The organism is Flavivirga sp. 57AJ16 (genome assembly GCF_028736925.1).
Taxonomy (GTDB): Bacteria; Bacteroidota; Bacteroidia; order Flavobacteriales; family Flavobacteriaceae; genus Flavivirga.
The window spans coordinates 103,692-117,978 of the sequence record NZ_JAQZAT010000015.1 but is presented as its reverse complement, the minus strand read 5'-3'; the positions used below and the strand labels follow the sequence as shown (position 1 = coordinate 117,978).

11 protein-coding genes are annotated in these 14,287 nt (G+C 34.7%); 10 read left to right on the top strand and 1 reads right to left on the bottom strand.

Annotation, left to right across the window (positions count from 1 at the left end; translation table 11 throughout):
• The 8 genes from PQO00_RS16170 to PQO00_RS16135 form a co-directional block, all read left to right on the top strand.
• A partial coding sequence (locus PQO00_RS16170; protein WP_337992855.1) for a LamG-like jellyroll fold domain-containing protein occupies nucleotides 1-272 on the top strand: 272 nt, incomplete at its 5' end.
• Between the two features lie 134 nt (nucleotides 273-406).
• Nucleotides 407-1,762: a glucoamylase family protein gene (locus PQO00_RS16165; protein WP_274185893.1), complete on the top strand. Its 1,356-nt coding sequence runs from the start codon at nucleotides 407-409 to the stop codon at nucleotides 1,760-1,762.
• Between the two features lie 9 nt (nucleotides 1,763-1,771).
• The gene (locus PQO00_RS16160; protein ID WP_274185892.1) at nucleotides 1,772-3,730 is read left to right on the top strand and encodes a glucoamylase family protein; all 1,959 of its coding nucleotides are present in this window, start codon (nucleotides 1,772-1,774) and stop codon (nucleotides 3,728-3,730) included.
• 185 nt (nucleotides 3,731-3,915) lie between these two features.
• Nucleotides 3,916-4,701 carry a prolyl oligopeptidase family serine peptidase gene (locus PQO00_RS16155; protein WP_274185891.1) on the top strand — a complete coding sequence of 262 codons (786 nt, stop codon included), beginning with the start codon at nucleotides 3,916-3,918 and terminating at the stop codon, nucleotides 4,699-4,701.
• Between the two features lie 2 nt (nucleotides 4,702-4,703).
• Nucleotides 4,704-7,022 carry a beta-glucosidase BglX gene (gene bglX, locus PQO00_RS16150; RefSeq protein WP_274185890.1) on the top strand — a complete coding sequence of 773 codons (2,319 nt, stop codon included), beginning with the start codon at nucleotides 4,704-4,706 and terminating at the stop codon, nucleotides 7,020-7,022.
• 377 nt (nucleotides 7,023-7,399) lie between these two features.
• A complete protein-coding gene (locus PQO00_RS16145; protein WP_274185889.1) occupies nucleotides 7,400-9,103 on the top strand; it encodes a sulfatase in 1,704 nt (567 codons plus the stop codon).
• 200 nt (nucleotides 9,104-9,303) lie between these two features.
• Nucleotides 9,304-11,145 carry a family 43 glycosylhydrolase gene (locus tag PQO00_RS16140; protein WP_274185888.1) on the top strand — a complete coding sequence of 614 codons (1,842 nt, stop codon included), beginning with the start codon at nucleotides 9,304-9,306 and terminating at the stop codon, nucleotides 11,143-11,145.
• A gap of 10 nt (nucleotides 11,146-11,155) precedes the next feature.
• Nucleotides 11,156-11,986: an endonuclease/exonuclease/phosphatase family protein gene (locus PQO00_RS16135; protein WP_274185887.1), complete on the top strand. Its 831-nt coding sequence runs from the start codon at nucleotides 11,156-11,158 to the stop codon at nucleotides 11,984-11,986.
• Nucleotides 11,987-12,584: 598 nt separating this feature from the next.
• On the opposite strand, the gene PQO00_RS16130 is transcribed toward PQO00_RS16135, so the two are convergent.
• On the bottom strand, nucleotides 12,585-12,920 hold the full coding sequence (locus PQO00_RS16130) for a zinc-ribbon domain-containing protein (protein ID WP_274185886.1): 336 nt from the start codon (nucleotides 12,918-12,920) through the stop codon (nucleotides 12,585-12,587).
• 246 nt (nucleotides 12,921-13,166) lie between these two features.
• Here PQO00_RS16130 and PQO00_RS16125 point away from each other — a divergent pair, with 246 nt between their 5' ends.
• Together PQO00_RS16125 and PQO00_RS16120 are read left to right on the top strand one after the other, a co-directional pair.
• Nucleotides 13,167-13,343 carry a hypothetical protein gene (locus PQO00_RS16125; RefSeq protein WP_274185885.1) on the top strand — a complete coding sequence of 59 codons (177 nt, stop codon included), beginning with the start codon at nucleotides 13,167-13,169 and terminating at the stop codon, nucleotides 13,341-13,343.
• A gap of 185 nt (nucleotides 13,344-13,528) precedes the next feature.
• Nucleotides 13,529-14,239 carry a FadR/GntR family transcriptional regulator gene (locus tag PQO00_RS16120; RefSeq protein ID WP_274185884.1) on the top strand — a complete coding sequence of 237 codons (711 nt, stop codon included), beginning with the start codon at nucleotides 13,529-13,531 and terminating at the stop codon, nucleotides 14,237-14,239.
• Nucleotides 14,240-14,287: the final 48 nt, after the last annotated feature.

Here is a 14,287-nt window from a genome sequence, read left to right as displayed (position 1 = left end):
CAACTATAGACCCTACCATAACGACGGATTGGGTACACTTGGCATTTACCATTTCTGGTTCAGAATGTGTGGTCTATATCAATGGTGAAGTCGTTAGGCAAGGTGCATTTTCAGGAGTTGATTGGACCGGTTGTGATGTGCTTTCAATCATGTCTGGGGCACCACGTTTTACCGAATGGGGACACCACTCCGATTTGAGTTACATAGATGAATTGGCTTTATATGATAAAGCACTTTCACAAACAGCAATACAGGCAATAATGGCTAATTAAAAAATAGCAAAAACCTTAGATCAGTACAGTTCCTGAGGTTTTAGTTATGGTTTTTTTTAGAGTAGTTTGCTTAATTTGAATTTAGCTGTATTAAAATTTTAATGCAGCTAAATTTCTTAAACTTATTTTAATATATGACATATTTTAAACTAAAAACAATTTTCTTTTTTAACATTGTAATCATATTGTTTTCTTGTAAAAAAAAAGAAGCGGTAATTGCTAAAGTTGGAAACACTACGGCATTTTTGTCAGAAAATCAATTATTGGACACCATACAAAAGCAAACCATAAATTATTTCTGGGAAGGTGCTGAACCTAATTCTGGTTTAGCGAGAGAGCGTTTGCATATGGATAATATTTATCCAACGTCACCAAAAAATACGGTGACAATAGGAGGAAGTGGTTTTGGTTTGATGGCTATTTTAGTAGGGGTTGAAAGAGGCTTTATTAACAAAGAGGAGGCTTTGGATAGATACTTAAAAATGGTAGATTTTCTAGAAAAAGCAGATCGTTTTCATGGTGTATGGCCGCATTGGATTCATGGTGAAACAGGAAAAGTAACACCATTTAGCAAAAAAGATAATGGAGGTGATTTGGTAGAAACAGCTTTTTTGGTACAGGGACTTTTAACTGTATCGGAATATTTTAAGAACGGCAACGAAAAAGAACAATTGCTTGTTTCAAAAATTGATAAACTTTGGAGAGAAGTAGAGTGGGATTGGTATACTAAAGGAGAAGATGTATTGTACTGGCATTGGTCGCCCGAATATAATTGGGAAATGAACTTTCCGGTTGGTGGGTATAACGAATGCTTAATTATGTATGTGCTTGCCGCAGCATCACCAACCCATCCAATAACAAAACCGGTTTACGATACAGGATGGGCTAGAGATGGTAAAATAGTATCTAAGGATTCGCTTTATGGAGAAGCATTGTTTTTAGATTATTATGAGCATGATGACTCCGCTATTGGGCCTTTATTTTGGGCACATTATTCGTATTTAGGTTTAAATCCAAAAAAAGTATCCGATCGGTTTGCCGATTATTGGAAGTTAACGCTAAATCAAGCCAAAATTCATTATAAATATGCCATTGATAATCCAAAGAAATATAAGGGATACGGTGATAGTTTGTGGGGCTTAACGTCTAGTTACTCAATAAAAGGGTATGCTGGTCATAGACCAGGTAGGGACTTAGGGGTCATTTCACCTACGGCAGCGTTTTCTTCTTTTCCATATACTCCAAAAGAAAGCATGAGAATGCTTAAGAACCTTTATAAGAACCACGATTCGCTCATTGGTAAATATGGACCCTATGATGCGTTTAGTTTACAAGACAATTGGTACTTGCCTAGGTATTTGGCAATAGATCAAGGACCAATACCCGTTATGATTGAAAACTATAGAACAGGTTTACTTTGGGACTTATTTATGGGTAACGAAGATGTGAACAATGGTTTAAAAAAACTAGATTTTATAATTAAAGAATAGTAAAATTATATGCGATTACTGCTAAAAATATTAGTTGTTTTTTTCTTGACAATTGGATGTTCCAGTAACGATTCAGGAGGAGATGATAACAGCGAACAACCAACAGGTGAACTTACTGTTTCTTATGTTTTGTTTGGAGGCGTATCGTTATCCAACAATTCAGAAATAAAATTAGCAGATAGATTTGTTGTTAAGTTTAATAAAAATATTGGTCCAAATGCTTCATCATTTGCTTTAAAACAAGACAGTACAAATATTCCGGTTTCTGTCGAACAAGGTGAAACCAATACGGAAATAATTGTAATTCCTACAAATACATTAGAAGAAGGAAAAAGTTATACGTTTTCAATTTTAGATAACCTTACAGCAGATGATGGTTCTATTTTTAATGGTAAGAATTTTAACTTTACAATTAAACTTAAACCACTGGTATTATTGCAAATAAAAGCAGGTAATGACATTCTGGATTTATCACGGAGAAATTCAGAAATTCCACTTGACCAAGATTTCACTCTTGCTTTTTCCCATCCAATAACTTCGATTAATTTACTGGAAAATGTGAATTTTAATCCGAATACCGAATTTTCAGTAGAACAAATAGATGATGTAACTCTAAAAATAAATGCATCTTCTGTATTGGATTATTGGAGAAAATATGAACTTATTATAGATGCATCCCTTGGTGAAACTGTTGGAAGGGATTTCAGTTCAGAATACATCGAACTTTTTACGACCTACGATGAAACTAATAAATTCCCTTTAATAACCGATGAGGAGTTATTGACACGCATTCAAGAAGAAACCTTCAGCTATTTTTGGGATTTTGGTCATCCGGTTTCAGGAATGGCCAGAGAACGTCATACAAGTAATGAGGTAGTGACCACTGGAGGTACAGGTTTTGGGCTAATGTCTATGATAGTGGCTATAGAACGCGGGTTCATTTCCCGAAACGATGCTATAAATCGCTGGGAAACAATTATAAGTTTTTTAGAAACTGCAGATCGGTTTCACGGTGTTTGGCCACATTGGCTAAATGGTACTACAGGAGAAGTTGTACCCTTTTCCCAATTTGATAATGGCGCCGATTTAGTTGAAACCGCTTTTTTGATACAAGGTTTACTATCAGTATACCAGTATCTTGATTCTGGCAACACTCAAGAAAATATACTCAAGAATAAAATTAAAACCCTTTGGGAAGATGTCGAGTGGAATTGGTTTACGAAAGGCGGAGAAAATGTTTTGTATTGGCATTGGTCTCCTAATTACGATTGGCAAATGAATTTAAAAATTCAAGGACATAACGAAACACAGATTGTTTATGTTCTTGCAGCTTCTTCACCAACACATCCAATTGCAGAAATAGTTTATGATGAAGGTTATGCACAAAGTGGAAATATGGTAAACGGAGATTCTTTTTATGGCTATAATTTGCCTTTGGGGAATAATTATGGAGGTCCACTTTTCTTTTCCCATTATTCCTATTTAGGATTAGATCCAAGAAACCTTCAGGATGAATATGCCAATTACTGGACGCAAAATGTAAACCATTCATTAATCAACTATTCATATTGTGAAGAAAACCCTGAGAATTATATAGGCTATTATAACAACTGTTGGGGACTTACTGCAAGCGACAGCAATGATGGGTATTCAGCACATAGTCCAACAAACGATTTAGGTGTAATTACACCAACGGCTTCCATAGCATCATTACCATATTCTCCAACGGAATCTATGGAGGCCATTCGTTTTTTCTATTATAAAATTGGTGATAGAGTTTGGGGAGATTATGGTTTTATAGATGCATTCAATCCAACCGAAGAATGGTATGCAGCATCTTATTTAGCTATAGATCAAGGTCCGCAAATTGTTATGATTGAAAATTACAGAACAGGTTTGCTATGGAATTTATTTATGCAAAATGAGGATATACAAAATGGTTTGAATACTTTAGGCTTCAGTTATTAAATAACTGAATGTCCGTAATCATGCATAATGATATTTTTGTCATTCAGAACGAAGTGAACCTGCCTGTCGGCAGGTAGGGAATCTGTTGATAATCAATGAGATACCTCGTTGCCTCGGGATGACAAAAACAATATGTTTTTAGGTTTATGACAAATTACGGACAATTAATTTAAATAATAAGAGATATGAAACAATTGAAATTTTTTTTAGCATTCTGTTTAATCCTTTTTTTAGGAACAATAGAAGCGCAACAAGATCTGTATGAGGGAAAAGAGTTTATTAAAGGAAACGATACTCTTAAATATAGAATGTTGTTGCCAAAAGATTTTTCCGAAGAAAAGCAATATCCCATAGTGTTGTTTCTGCATGGTGCTGGAGAACGTGGTAATGATAATAAAAAGCAACTGGTTCACGGCAGCAAATTATTTCTCAATCAAATGAATAGAGGTGCATTTCCGGCCATAGTTATTTTTCCGCAATGCCCCAGAAATAGTTATTGGTCTAATGCCAAAGTTGACAGAACCACTAAACCTATTTCTTTAGTTTACCCTTTAAATGAACCACCTACTAAAGCTTTGGATTTAGTGATACAATTAATGGAAGAATATGTGGGTAAACCTTATGTAGACAATAACAAAATATATGTTGGCGGACTTTCAATGGGAGGTATGGGTACGTTTGAAATACTAAATCGAAAACCCAACATGTTTGCTGCTGCGTTTGCCATTTGTGGTGGTGGAAATCCTCATGGCGTTAAAGAATATGCCAATAAAACCGAGCTTTGGGTATTTCATGGTGCTAAGGATGATGTTGTAAACCCTCAACTATCAGTAAGCATGGTAAATGCCTATTTAGAAGCTGGCGGCAAGCCTAATTTTTCACTATATGCCAATGATAACCATAATAGTTGGGATTCTGCTTTTGCCGAACCAAATTTGTTGCCTTGGCTATTTTCAAAATCAAAAAAATAAAGATGAATACACTCACTAACATTAAAAATATTTCAATACTAATTGTGTCCATAATTTTTATGGGTTGCCATTCAAATCAGAATAATTCCAATACGCCCTCAAATAACAATTCTTTTGAAGCTAAAGTAGATTCCATTTTAAGTTTAATGACCGTTGAGGAAAAATTAGGCCAGTTAAACTTACCATCTTCAGGAGATATTACAACAGGTGTTTCAGAAAGCTCGAATGTTGCCAAAAAAATTGAAGAAGGTAAAGTTGGTGGTCTTTTCAATATTAAAACCGTTGGAAAAATTAAAGAGGTACAAAAAATAGCAGTTGAAAAAAGCCGATTAGGTATTCCGTTAATTTTTGGAATGGATGTTATTCATGGTTACAAAACCACGTTTCCAATTCCATTGGGCCTATCTGCTTCATGGGATCTGGATATGATTGAAAAAACGGCGCGTATAGCGGCCATTGAAGCAAGTGCAGATGGAATTAATTGGACATTTTCCCCTATGGTCGATGTGTCTAGAGATCCGCGCTGGGGACGCATTTCCGAGGGAAATGGAGAAGATGCCTATTTAGGAAGTCAAATAGCAAGCGCCATGGTGAGAGGTTATCAACAGGACGATTTAACAGCCAACAATACTTTAATGGCTTGCGTAAAACACTTTGCACTATATGGAGCCCCTGAAGCGGGTAGAGATTATAATACAGTTGATATGAGTCGAATTAGAATGTACAATGAATATTTACCGCCTTATAAAGCAGCTATTGATGCTGGGGTTGGTTCTGTCATGGTTTCCTTTAACGAAATTGATGGTGTTCCAGCAACTGGAAATAAATGGTTATTAACCGAATTATTGCGAAACGATTGGGGTTTTGATGGTTTTGTGGTAACTGATTATACTGGAATTGAAGAAATGATGTATCATGGAGTTGGTAGTTTTCAGCAAGTATCGGCGCAAGCTTTAAAAGCGGGTTCAGATATGGATATGGTATCGGAAGGGTTCCTGTCCACATTGAAAAAATCTTTAGATGAGGGATTGGTTGCTATGGATGATATTGATACGGCAGTAAAACGAATTTTAACAGCGAAATACCAATTGGGATTATTTGAAGACCCCTACAGGTATTGTGATGAAAACAGAGCAAAAACCGAAATTTTCACAGCAGAACATAAAGCGTTTGCACGTAAGGTTTCAGCAGAATCCATGGTATTGCTTAAAAACGAAAACGAAACTTTGCCCATTAAAAAATCAGGAACCATTGCATTAATAGGCCCGTTGGCAAACACAGCAGTTAATATGGCAGGCACTTGGAGTGTGGCAACAGATCAGGAAAAATCAAGCACTGTTTTAGATGGATTAAAAGAAGTTGTAGGCGATAAAGCACATGTGCTTTATGCAAAAGGAAGCAATGTAGATTATGATTTACAGCTCGAAAAACGCACAACCATGTTTGGTAAAACAATTCCACGTGATGAAAGAACCGATAAACAGTTGCTTGATGAAGCTTTATCTATTGCAAAACAATCAGATGTAATAGTTGCTGCCATAGGAGAGACCGCAGAATTTAGTGGTGAAAGCAGTAGCAGAACTAATTTAGATATTCCCCAAGTACAAAAAGACTTATTAAATGCGTTATTAAAAACCGGAAAACCGGTGGTGTTAGTGTTGTTTACAGGAAGACCTTTAGTTTTAGTTGAGGAAAACAAGAATGTCCCAGCTATTCTTAATGTGTGGTTTCCGGGAAGTGAAGCTGGATTAGCCATTTCAGACGTACTATTTGGGGATGTGAACCCCTCAGGAAAATTAACGGCAACGTTTCCCAGAAATATAGGGCAAGTTCCAATATTTTATAACCATAAAAATACAGGAAGACCACTAGGTAATTCTGAAGGAAAATTTGAAAAGTTTAAAAGTAATTATCTCGATGTTCGCAATGAGCCACTATACCCTTTTGGGTATGGTTTAAGTTATACAAATTTTGATTATAGTAATTTAAAATTAAACAAAACATCTATAAATAGGGATAGTGAAATTACCGTGTCTGTAGATGTAACTAATTCTGGAAATTATGACGGAAAAGAAGTCGTTCAACTTTATATAAGAGATATAGTAGGCTCTGTAACACGTCCTGTAAAAGAGTTAAAAGGGTTTAAAAAAGTGATGATTAAAAAAGGAGAAACCCAAACAGTAACTTTTACCATTTCAAATAAGGACTTAAAATTTTATAATTACGATTTAGACTTTGTTGCAGAACCTGGAGATTTTGAAGTATTTGTAGGTACAAATTCAGATGCAGCTTTAAAAGCTTCGTTTACATTTTCTAATTAACAATATTGGAGGAATTTATCGAGATGAGGAATTGATTTCCTTGTCCAAGCAACATTTTTCGTTATCTGATTTTGCATCAGATGGGTTTTATGCGGGGCAGTGTTGCGATTCAAAAAGTCCAGGATATTTAATCTTGGATGGTTCTCATGTGATAGCTAAAAAGTTAGATGAGTTTTGAAACATCTTACTATTTCAATATTGTTAAGGAAGGCATAAAGATATTTTTGTCATTCAGAATACTTCGATTACGCTCAGTACAGGCTATAGTGAAGAATCTGTTGATAATCAATGATATGCCTCGTTACCTCGGGATGACAAAAACAATACATTTTTAGGTTTATGACAAATTACGGACAATCAAAAAAAACCAATTAATAATGAAGTCTTTAACTATTTTATTGATTTCTTTTTTAGTACTTCAATCTTGTAAAGAACATGAAGGACAACAAGAAGAAACCCAACAAAAAAAGCGTCCAAACATTATTTACATCATGGCCGATGACCATGCTGTTCAAGCTATTAGTGCTTATGGGCATGATATTGCTAAATTAGCTCCAACACCTCATATTGATAGAATTGCAAAAAATGGCGCAATCTTTAAAAATAATTTCTGTACCAATTCTATTTGTGGTCCAAGTCGTGCTGTGGTTTTAACAGGTAAACACAGCCATATTAATGGGTTTAGAATGAACGGAGATCGTTTTGACGGTAAGCAACAAACACTTCCAAAGTTATTAAAAAAGGCTGGCTACAATACTGCAATTATTGGTAAATGGCATTTGCACGGTTATCCTGAAGGCTTTGATTTCTGGAATATTTTAAACGATCAAGGCAATTATTACAATCCGCAGTTTATCAAAATTCAAGACACTATCCATATCAATAAAAAGCATGTAGATACAACAGCTCACTGGACAGCAAAATTGCCGGACACAACAGTTGTAAAAGGTTATGCAACAGATTTAATTACAGATTATGCTATAGATTATGTAAAGTCGGTTAAAAACAAAGAAGCACCTTTTTTCTTAATGGTACATCACAAAGCACCACATAGAAATTGGATGCCAGCATTGCGTCACGTAAATAAATATGACTCTATAAAATTCCCGTTACCAAGCACATATTTTACTAACCATGAAGGATCAACGGCGTCTAAAGAGCAATTACAAACTATTTATACAGATATGTATGAAGGTCATGACTTAAAAATGACCAAGAAAAAAGGAAGTACAGAATTGGCTTGGAATCCATGGAAAAGAGACTTTGATCGTATGACACCAGAACAGCGTGCAGCCTGGGACAAAGCTTACCAGCCAAAAAATGATGCTTTTCATGATGCAAATTTGTCGGGAAAAGAATTGGCCGAATGGAAAGGGCAGCGCTATCTTCAAGAATATTTGGCAACTATAGCATCCGTAGATGAAGGCGTTGGGAGGATTTTAGATTATTTGGAAGCTAATAATTTACTCGAAAACACTATGGTTGTTTACACCTCAGACCAAGGATTTTATTTAGGTGAAAAAGGTTGGTTCGATAAACGTTTCATGTACGAAGAATCTTTAAAAATGCCTTTGTTAATTCAGTATTCAAAAACCATAAAACCAGGAACTGTTGTTGAAGGTTTGACCCAAAATTTAGATTTTGCCGAAACCTTTTTAGATTTTTCAGGTGTCGATGTCCCTAATGATATGCAAGGTAAATCGTTTAAAGGGTTGTTGGAAGGTACCAAAAAGTCAAAAGATTTTAGAGACGCTATATATTATCATTATTATGATTATCCAGCATTTCATATGGTTAAAAAAATGTATGGTATCCGTACCAATCGTTATAAATTAATTCACGTGTATGATGATATTGATGAATGGGAACTGTACGATTTACAAAACGACCCACAAGAACTAAATAATTTGATTGATAATAGTGACTATGAGGATGTTGAATCTAAACTTAGATTAAGACTAACAGAACTACAAGAACAATATAATGTCACAGAAAAAGAGTTTGAAAAAGCACCAAAAGAAAAGGTAGGTAGAGCTTACGATCAATTTGAAAGATTAAGAGGCAATACGGGCTCAAAATAGTATCATCACTAAAAATTTTACTGAATGTCCGTAATCATACATAATGATTTTTTTGTCATTCAGAATACTTCGACTACGCTCAGTACAGGCTATAGTGAATAATCTGTTGATAATCAATGAGATCCCTCGTTGCCTCGGGATGACAAAAACAATATATTTTTAGGTTTATGACAAATTACGGACAATCAAAAAATTTTAAAATGAAATTTGCACAATTTATATTAATAATGTTAACTTTTTTTTCTTGTAAAAACAGGTCTGATGGTGCTGTGGTTTCAAAAGAAAATACTTCAAAAGAAACGAATAAAAGAAATTATAAAACCTACTGTAACCCAATAGATATTGACTATTCATACATGTCTCATTACAGAGCGAAAAACAACGTTTCCTATCGTTCGGGAGCAGATCCTGCTGTTGTAAATTTTAAGGGGCGCTATTATATGTTTGTTACACGTTCGCACGGGTATTGGGCTTCTGATGATATGTTAAATTGGAAATTTATACGCCCTCAAAGCTGGTATTTTAAAGGAAGTAATGCGCCAGCAGCAGCGGTAAGGGATGGAAAAGTGATTATTTATGGAGACCCATCTGGTCGTGGACCAGTTATAGAAACCGATAACCCCGAACTAGGTGATTGGAAAACTAATTTTGCAGTATTAAATCCACCGGGAGGTATTCAGGATCCAGACTTATTTGTGGATGATGATGGAAAAGTTTATCTATATGAAGAATCTTCAAACAAATGGCCCATTCGTGTAGTAGAATTGGATCCAGAAAATTATTACGTACCAATAGGAGAGGAAAAAGATTTATTCAATTTAGAGCCTGAAAAACATGGCTGGGAGCGGTTTGGACAAGACCATAAATCTGATATTGAACCTTATTTAGAAGGGCCTTGGATGATGAAACACGGAGACACTTACTATTTGGAATATGGTGCACCAGGAACCCAATGGAATGTGTATGCAGATGGTGTTCGTACTAGTAAAAGTCCGTTTGGCCCTTTTGAATATGCCCCATACAACCCAATTTCATATAAACCTGGTGGATTTTTAAAAGGTTCTGGTCATGGAAGCACCGTAAAAGATAACCAAGGTAATTATTGGCATTATGCTACGATGGCAATTTCCGTTAACTATAAATTTGAACGTCGATTAGGAATGTATCCGGCAGGTTTTGAAAAGGACAATGGGCAAATGTATGTTAATACGGCTTATGGTGACTACCCACATTTTTTACCAAACACTAAAGTAGATAACCACAAAGAACGTTTTACAGGATGGATGTTGTTATCGTATAATAAGCCCGTAAAAACAAACTCTGGTTTAGTAACTAAAGAAATTAATGTGGTCGATGAAAGTGATAGCGGTTATATGTTAGGACAAATTACAGCGTTTGATATAGAAAAAATTAATGATGAAGAAATCCGTTCATATTGGGTTTCAGAAGCTAATAACGATTCCATTTATGTTGAGGTGGATTTAGAAAAGAAGATGAATGTGAAAGCTATTCAAATCAACTTCCAAGATTTTAACAGCGCTATTTATGGAAGACCAGACAACTTAAAACAGCAATTTGTTGTTGAAGGTTCTCTCGATGGAAAAACTTGGGAAACCATTTCGGATTATCATGAAAACACTCGTGATATGCCTCATGGTTATATTGAGTTGAAAAAGCCTGTTGATGCTAGATATATAAGATATAACCATATATATTGTACCAATAATTATTTGTCTATTTCGGAGTTTAGAATTTTTGGAAACGGTTATGAAGCAGTACCCGAAACACCTTCAAACTTTAAAGTTGAACGACAAGAAGACCGAAGAAATTCCAATTTAACTTGGAACAAAGTTGAAAATGCAACAGGTTATGTCATTTATTGGGGAATTTCAAAAGATAAACTCAATCTTTCAGCTTTAATGTATGATACACCAAATTATGAATTACGAGCTTTAACTATAGATCAAAGTTATTATTATCAAGTGGAAGCTTTTAACGAAAATGGAATTTCGGCAAAAAGCGAGATTTTATTTACCCAATAAACCTTTAATAATGAAACGCCTATTTCTTGTATTATTTTTAATTTCAACCTTAAGTAACGCCCAATATTATACAGTAATGACGTATAATATCAAACTAGACTATCCAAAAGATGGTAAGCATAGTTGGGAAAATAGAAAGTTATTTTTCATGAACCAGCTCAAGTTTCATGAGCCGGATATTTTTAGCGTCCAAGAAGCGATGCCCAATCAAATGAAAGATATAGATCGTTTGTTGCCAAATTATAGCTTTGTAGGAGTTGGGCGTGACGATGGAAAGGGTGAGGGAGAATTTTCAGCCATTTTTTATAAAAAGGACAAATTTAAAATTTTAAGATCATCTACATTTTGGCTGTCTCAAACACCCAATAAAGTATCCATGGGTTGGGATGCAGTTTGCAACCGGGTTTGCACCTATGCATTATTCGAAAATCAAAAAACGAAGCAACAATTTTATGTATTTAATACACATTTTGACCATGTTGGAGTTGAAGCAAGAAAAAATAGTGCGGTACTGATTATTGAAAAAATTACAGAACTTAACCAAAAGAATGACCCTGTAATATTAACAGGCGATTTTAATATGGAGCCAGACCATGAGAGTATTCTTTATATTAAAAAAACACTAAAAGATTCAAAGCATACGGCCAGCATAAATTTTGGTCCAGAAGGTACATATAACGGGTTTCATTTTGATAAACCTGTGATAAGTCGAATCGACTATGTTTTTGTGAGTGAAAATGTTGAGGTGACTAAATATGCGGTTTTAAGCGATAATTGGAATTTGCAATACCCTTCGGATCATTTACCCGTTTTTGTTGAATTAAATTTCAAATCAAACTAATTCCTTTTAAGTAGAAGAATACGAACGTAATAACAATCGAGTAAACAGTGCTAGAAGAGGCTATAGCTAAGTCGATATAAAATGGCATAGAATATTTAGAAATAAAAAATAGAAGTTCAAGGAAAAAAGCGTAGGCATAGCTTAGTTACGGCGAGTATTTTTAACGAAGAAATTCGGTTTTTTACTCTGAAGGTTCATATTATTTTATATGGATTTAGCTATACATGAAAGGCAAGCGCCTAAGCACCGTAGACCTCGTATTAGGGACGCTCACTCAATTTCTGGGGATTCGAAAAGTAAATCCCCAGGCATAGCACAAGCAAACAAGCAGATGCACATGTCCGCTATTGCTTATAACCTAAAAAAGTATCTGAAATTCACCCAGAAAAGAGTAAAAAGAAGCCCGGGGATACTAGTTTTATTATTTTCCGTAAAAAAGAGTGTATCCAGTCTTGAAACATTGTTTTTAAGGCAGTTTAAAGCAGCTAATTATAATTGATCTAAAAAAAAGAAACTGCCTTTTAAGGCAGTTATGGAAGTCTGTTTTTTATAATCTAGGGGCTTGTGCAACGGTTACCGCTGTTGTAAATAGTTGTTTTTAATTGGTTTTAGCCAGAATAAAAATCAGAGCAATAAACAGTCCAATGATAATCAGTCCAGACCAATGCCATATAGGTCTGCGTATTGTTGATTTATTTTTAGCATAGAGTTTTTTCAATTCGGAATCAAACTCTTTTTTCTTTATGGTTCTTTTACAGTGTGAGCATTCACCAAATGTTTTCCTTCCTAGTGGAAATATTGGAATCCAAAAAACATGAAAATATCTTCCAAATTCAGCAATGTTTTGAGTTCCTCGGTTTTTACAATATTCGCATTGGGAACTTTCAATTTTTAATGAACCTATATTACTGGCTCTTAATCCAAAAATTATCATAATTATAAGTAGTTTAATTTTTATGGGTTTGTTTTTTATTCAAACTTTTAGTTTTTAAAATAATTATTTCTTTCAGTTTCTGTGCAATGTTACTGGTAACGGTCTTCTATGGTTTAATGGTTCGGCAGAACTATTCTGCCGTAAGCCAAAGTTAGCAAATAAACAGGAATTTCCTCTCGGAAATTCCGCCGCAAAGATATCCATAGCCGTTGTGCCTGTTGCACAATTCTTTGCTAAATATACAGTTTGTATTATGCAAGGCAAGAAAGCAATCTTAAAAGAACAGATCAAGTAACATCGGTAATGATGTCTCACTTAACAGAACAGGGATATAATTTTAGTAGCTATAGATTGGTTTATCCTATTCCGCAGAGGGAAATAGATGTGAGTTATGGGATATTAACCCAAAATAAAGGTTACTAAACTAAAGAGTAGCATTAATAAGGTTTATTTGTTAGAGTTGATCTTTTTTGAATTTAGTTCACTATAAAGCTATTGGTCAAAATAATCTTTGGCCAATAGCTGTAAGTAACACCATATTGTGCATTAGTTAAAAGATTTTTATTAACTTAGCAACCAATTTGGTTAACCAGTCAATAAGTTTATATATGAGGAAAGTTGAGTTACTTACAAAAGGAGAAAATCAAGATATACAAAAGAGTATAATATCAAGTTTAAAGGAGCTTATCGAATATAAAAATCTTGAGCCTGGGGACAAATTACCATCAGAAAGGATGCTATCTGAAAAGTTTGGTGTGAGTCGAAGTAGTGTGCGTGAAACGATTCAAAAACTGGAGTTTTTTGGAATTCTTAAATCCAAACCCCAAAGTGGAACTTTTATTGCTGATATAGGTAGAATCGCCATGAGTGGTATGATGGATGATATTTTACGTTTGGAGACTCCCGACTTTAAATCTCTAGTTGAAACTAGGATCCTTTTGGAATTAAAAACGGTGAGACTTGCAGCTTTAAGAAGGACAGAGGAGGATCTCAATAATATTAAGGAAGCTTTAGAGGCGTATAAGGCCAAAGTGCATAATACTGGTAAAGCGGTTGAAGAAGATTTACTGTTTCATCTTGCGATAGCAAAGGCCAGTAAAAATAGTTCGATGAATACTTTTATGTTAATTATTAGTCCAGAAATCATTACTAATTTTGAGAAGTATCACGTCTGTGATGCCAATCAATCATTTTTGTCCATTCAAGAACATGAAGACATTTATCTTGCTATTAAAAATCAAGACCCTCAATTAGCAAAAGAAAAAATGAAAGTTCATTTCAATATATTATACCAATATTGCTATAATACCAAAATCTAAGGTAAGCAATTGAATTTGTCTTTTAAAGGTTACTAGAAAAAGGAAAGC